5 protein-coding genes are annotated in these 5,391 nt (G+C 46.4%); 1 reads left to right on the forward strand and 4 read right to left on the reverse strand.

The features are described from left to right. The first annotated feature begins 142 nt into the window (after window positions 1-142). Window positions 143-997, forward strand: coding sequence for a hypothetical protein (locus VN105_RS28700; protein WP_325646750.1), 855 nt, complete (start codon window positions 143-145; stop codon window positions 995-997). Window positions 998-1,055: 58 nt separating this feature from the next. Here VN105_RS28700 and VN105_RS28705 read toward each other — a convergent pair whose 3' ends face one another. The 4 genes from VN105_RS28705 to VN105_RS28720 all read right to left on the reverse strand — a co-directional run. Continuing rightward, window positions 1,056-2,195, reverse strand: a complete 1,140-nt coding sequence (locus VN105_RS28705; RefSeq protein ID WP_325646752.1) for an LA_2272 family surface repeat-containing protein — start codon at window positions 2,193-2,195, stop codon at window positions 1,056-1,058. 70 nt (window positions 2,196-2,265) lie between these two features. Beyond that, window positions 2,266-4,074: an STN and carboxypeptidase regulatory-like domain-containing protein gene (locus VN105_RS28710; protein WP_325646754.1), complete on the reverse strand. Its 1,809-nt coding sequence runs from the start codon at window positions 4,072-4,074 to the stop codon at window positions 2,266-2,268. Window positions 4,075-4,089: 15 nt separating this feature from the next. Beyond that, complete coding sequence (locus tag VN105_RS28715) at window positions 4,090-5,067, reverse strand: FecR family protein (RefSeq protein ID WP_325646756.1); 978 nt, start codon at window positions 5,065-5,067, stop codon at window positions 4,090-4,092. Between the two features lie 10 nt (window positions 5,068-5,077). Further along, window positions 5,078-5,391 (reverse strand): sigma-70 family RNA polymerase sigma factor (locus VN105_RS28720; protein ID WP_325646758.1); only part of this gene is annotated, 314 nt, incomplete at its 5' end.

A 5,391-nucleotide genomic window follows, 5' to 3' on the forward strand; every position in this document is an offset into this window, starting at 1 on the left:
CTTATTTTATAAAACAATACCGGCAACTATACGGCACTACCCCTAAAAGTGCCCAGCGAACCAAAAATGCTATTTTTTGAACGGTTCCTGCTACTGCCTCATTCCCCGCAGTAATACCTTTGACAAAAAATAACAATTAGCTATGAAACGCATACCCATGATGGCTTTCATCCTGATGGCCGGCCATACCTTTGCACAGCAGCGGCTTAATAACGCCTCGTTCATGCACGCCCCCGAAAGCGTAGCTACCGATAACAGCAGCTACTATATTGCCGACCTGGGCGAAGGAGCAAATCCTACAAAAAAAGATGGTAACGGGATCATTTTCCGGATGAATAAAAATGGAGATCACCAGGTACTAGCCACAGGCCTGGATGCTCCCAAAGGTGCATTCCTCCTGCATCATATCCTCTTTGTAGCAGATATCGATAAAGTGAAAGGATATGATATTACGTCTGGCGCACAATTGTACAATATAAACCTTGCGCCGGCTACTGCTTTCCTCAACGATATTACCGCTATCAACGACTCCACCCTGGTGGCCTCTGCTACAGATGTAAATAAACTCTTCCTGGTACATCTGGGGAAAGCTCCCCGTGCGGAAGAACTGGTATATACTAATCCCATAAAAGGCGCCAATGGCGTGGCATACGATGCCCGCAGCAGCAAGCTGTATGTATGCGGGTTTGGCAGCAATAATATGCCCGTTGGGCAAATAGGTTACATTGATATGAACGCCGCGGAAAAAGTATTTACTCCACTTACAAACAGGCTGGGTTATTATGACGGCATTGCGCTCACGGATCGCAATAAACAACTGATCATATCCGACTGGGTAGCTTTCGAAAAGAAGGGAGTACTGCTTAAACTGGATCTGGCCAGCGGCCGTATTATCACACTGAATCAGGAACTGATTGCAGGACCGGCCGATTTTACACTGGATGCAGCCGGCAACGCCATTGTACCTGCAATGCTGGAAGCGAATGTGCTGAAATAGACGATCTCAAAATAAAAAAATTTAGCGGAGGAAGCCCGTTTCCTCCGCTAAATAACAATTATATCCTTACCTGTACACCCGCTGTTCCCCCGATGTATGCGCCGTGAAACTTGTTGTTCCTCCTGTATTCCGACCAGATAAAATGGTTGTTGATCCCTTCTCCCACCCCGTGTTCTGTTTGCACAAAATTAAATGTAGGACCTGCAAATACTTCTACCTTGCTGCCAAAGCGATAGGCGGGAAATATGCCCAGCGACTGGCGATGGTAATACCCCTTTTTGAAATCGGTAAGCACCATGGTGGTAGCTTCCGCATTGATCCTGAAATGTGATAACAGCGGCAGGTGCGCGCCAATACCGGCCTGCAGGGCATACAGCGGATCAGGGTTATCTTTTAAATTATATCCCACCCCGAGGATGCCATACAATATTTTTCCACCGGATTTGAAAGAAGCAATAGTGGTGGCGGTTTCATCGATGCTTACACTCACCTGCTTTTCCCCGCCCTTCACGATGTTGATCACACCTATAGGACATTCGCTGCTATCGGCAATGTTGATAAAACCTATCTGTACACCTTTTACTTTTTTTGCAATGTTAACAAAACCGGCCACCTGCGAATGCACATTTTCAGCTGTATTTATAAAGCCTGCCACCTGCACGTTGGCATCTTTCTTTGCAATATTGGTAAAACCTGCTACCTGCACCTGTGAATTATTAGCGGCCATATTCATAAAACCGGCTACCTGTGTACCCTCCACATTATGCGGTACCAGGTTGGCAAAACCCGCCATCTGGAAACCGTGCATGCTGCCGGCCAGGTTCAGGAATCCTGCTACCATAGCCCCGTTACCACTGGTTTTTACCTGGTTCATGAAACCAGCCACCGTAGCAGCGTGAAATGTTTTGCCGATATGATTGGAAAAAGCGCCTACTTCTACACCGGTGGCGCTGTCTTTAATGATATTGGAAATGCCCGCAATGGCTACGCCGGTTTCAGCTTTGGATACACCGGCAATAATATGCAATGAAAAATGATTGGTATAAGCTGCTGCATTTTTTCCATTGCTGCTCAATGGATACACAAAACCGATATGCGCGGGACTGGTCAGCGGCGTTTGCGCATACGCCGCAGTAGCAAAGAATAAAACGGAAACAAAAAAACAAATGATCCGGCTGCTGAAGTAAAATGTTCTCATGGTGTGTTAGTTATTTCGTACTGTATAACGACACGTTGAAGAACTTATACCCCTATGCAAAAATGGAAATTTAAAAAAGACTGATGCCAGCCTGCCATCCCATCCACATAGTAACTGAATTGCCTATCTTAAAAGAAGGGTAGTGCGCGCCAAAATCGGTGGATTTATAACCCGGCATGGGCACTACTTTATCATCGGTATAAATGGCTAAAGCAGGTCCTGCAAACAGGCTGATTCGTTTGGATAATTTTATGTTTAGAGAAGGTTGCAAACGGAAGATCTGGGCATCATTTTCCCAGGCGCCGAGGAAAATATTCTGCCCGGTGATTTCGGTGGATAAAGACAATGTTTTATTGAATGGAATGATTTTTCCTATACCGTAACCCAGCGACCATGCCTTGCTGTTTTCCCCAAAGTCGCCGCCCCCCAGCAGGATGCTGTATAGCTCACTGCGGCCGGTCTTCCAGGCAATATTAAAAGGCAGCACATCGGTACTGAACAGTACTACTTTCCTGTAACCCCTGCGCACAATATTGATGATACCGATACTATATCCGTTCACCGTATCTGCAATATTCACCAGGCCAATCTGCACACCGTCCATTTGCTTTGCATAGTTGAAAAAGGTGGCAATCTGCACGCCTTTCATCACTCCGCGGTTGATATTACCCACACCCGTGATCTGGGCGCCGTGGGCGTCTTCTTTATTGTAGTTGCCTATGCCGCTCAGTTGCAGCCCATCCAGGTTTTTACCATTATAGGTGAAGGCGCCCGCTACCTGCCAGCCCCGGGTATGTCCGCGATTAATGCCGCCAATACCACTAATAGATACACCTTCCATATTTTTACGCACCTGGCCAATGGCGCCGGTAAGTTGCACCCCTTCCATACTGCCTTCTGTAATATTGCTAACCCCTGCTATCTGCACGCCTTTCATAGAGTCCAGCACATTGTTGTGAAACCCGGCTATCTGCACGCCTTTTGTTTTTCCACCTACTATATTTATCAGCCCCGATACCTGTACATGCTGCATATCATTTTTCACGATATTGAACGCGGTGCCTATTTCCACACCATCCACGCCAGCAGCATAGCCACCCAGCATATTCATGGAAAACTTATTCACTACCTGTCCGCTCATCCGGCCGTGAGTACCCAGGCCCGGTGTAAGCGATACCTGGTAAGGCTTATCAGCCAGGAAGCCACCGATGTTCAAACTGGTCAGCTTTTGACGGGAGGATAAAAATGCGTTGCCAAACCAGGTTTTTTCCACCCGGGTATGCCCGGTAATATCTACCACTTTCAGCTGATACGTAGCAGGGGCAATACTTACCGCTATCTCCTGGTCGTAGCCGGTAGTGAGCAGCAATGAAGTGTCGGCATAGAGATCCTTACTAACACTAATGGCTGCGGTAGGATATTTATCCTTTAACCGCAGCCTGAAGTAACCGTCGTTGTTTGTTAAGGTAGAAATGAGTTGCTGTCGTTCATACACACTCGCATTGGGTAGCCGTTGTCCTGTTTTACGGTCCGTGACTATCCCGCTGATCAGGTAGTATACCTGCCCCTGCGATTTCTTCAGCAGAATAAGATAGTTCCCCGATTCTTTATATACAAAATCACCATTGAATAATTGATCGAGTACCTGTTTTACACTTTTATTTTTTGCAGAGATGTTTACCAGGCTGTCTTGCGGGAGGATAGTACTGAGATAGGAGAAATAAAAATTTCCCTGTTTGCTGATGGTGGTCAGTACTTCCGAAAGCGGCCGCTGTTTTGCTTCAATGCTAACGGTTTTATTAAGCAGCTGCTGTGCAGCCAGTGGTAGTGAAAAACAACAAACAAATAAGAAGGTCAGCAAATGCTTAGGTGGTAACATACAGTACGAAGGCTATTATTTCAGTATAATTTGTGATCCCTGTTTTTCAACGGCAATCTCATAAGTAAGCCCGATCACTTTTAAAGTACTATCCAGCGAACTGTTGGTAAAGGTAGAATTAATCTGTAAATCGCGTTTATCATTGTTAGCGATAACGATGTTTACGCCATATGCTTCATTCAGGATCTCTACCAATTTCCACAAAGGGGTATTGTTACATACAAATGTTTGGGTACGGTAGTAGCTGTACAGTTCATCTGTGTTGTTTTGCTTGCTGGGCGCTTCCTGTTGTTCGGTGATCACTGCTTTTTCATGCTGTTTCAGCTGCACGCTGTTGTTGTTTTTGGTTACTTCCACGGCGCCGGTTTCCACGATCACTTCAGTTTTACCATGTGTGCTTTTAACATTGAAGGAAGTACCGAGTACTCTTACCGTTACATCATTTACTTTTATCACAAAAGGTTTGCCTGCATCCTGCGCCACGTCAAAAAATGCTTCACCTTCCAGTTTTACCGAGCGTTGTTTACGATTACCGGCATAGGTGATGGTAGATTGTTTATTCAGTGTTACCTGGGAGCCATCCGGCAATACATCCTGTTTGATCTGTTCCCCCGAACTCACTATCAGCGGGGTATTACGGTGTTGGGATATATACCATGCGCCGGCAGCGCCTATCATGATAATGAGTACGGCTGCAATGCGGAGTATGGGTCTCCAGGAAAAGCCGGTATCCATTTTTACAATGCGGGTAGTATTTTCACCGGCTCCTACCCGTTGCCGGAAGCGCGACCATGCATCGTTTTCATTCACCGTGCTTACAGCAGCCAGTTTGCGGCTTTCTTCCCATATGAGGCGGAAGTGTTCAAAATAGCGCTGGTGCTCCGCTTTCTCTGCAAGCCATGCGGTCACAGCTGCCTTTTCAGATGGTGTGTTGATATCCAGCAGGTGTTTCACCAGCAGGTCATCGTTTATATGTGTAGATGTATTTTTCACGGAGGCGCTTTTACAGGTGGAGCAAAATTATTAACAAAGGCAGGAAATCCACCAGGTTGAGCCGCAATAAACGTAACGCTTTGCCCATCTGGTTTTCCACAGTTTTTATAGAGATATCCAGGCGATCTGCTATTTCCTGGTATTTCAGTTCTTCGAAGCGGCTGAGCTGAAAAACGGTGCGGCATTTTTCCGGCAGCGCCATCAAAGCTGCTTCCAGCTTCTCTTCCAGCTCACGCAACATTACTTTACCCGATGCATTGCCAATATCCTGGTCGTTGTTCATCTGGTATTTGGTGTGCGCCTGGTGGGCTGCTTTTACTTTCT

The sequence above is a fragment of the Chitinophaga sp. genome, from assembly GCF_035564935.1.
Lineage (GTDB): Bacteria > Bacteroidota > Bacteroidia > Chitinophagales > Chitinophagaceae > Chitinophaga.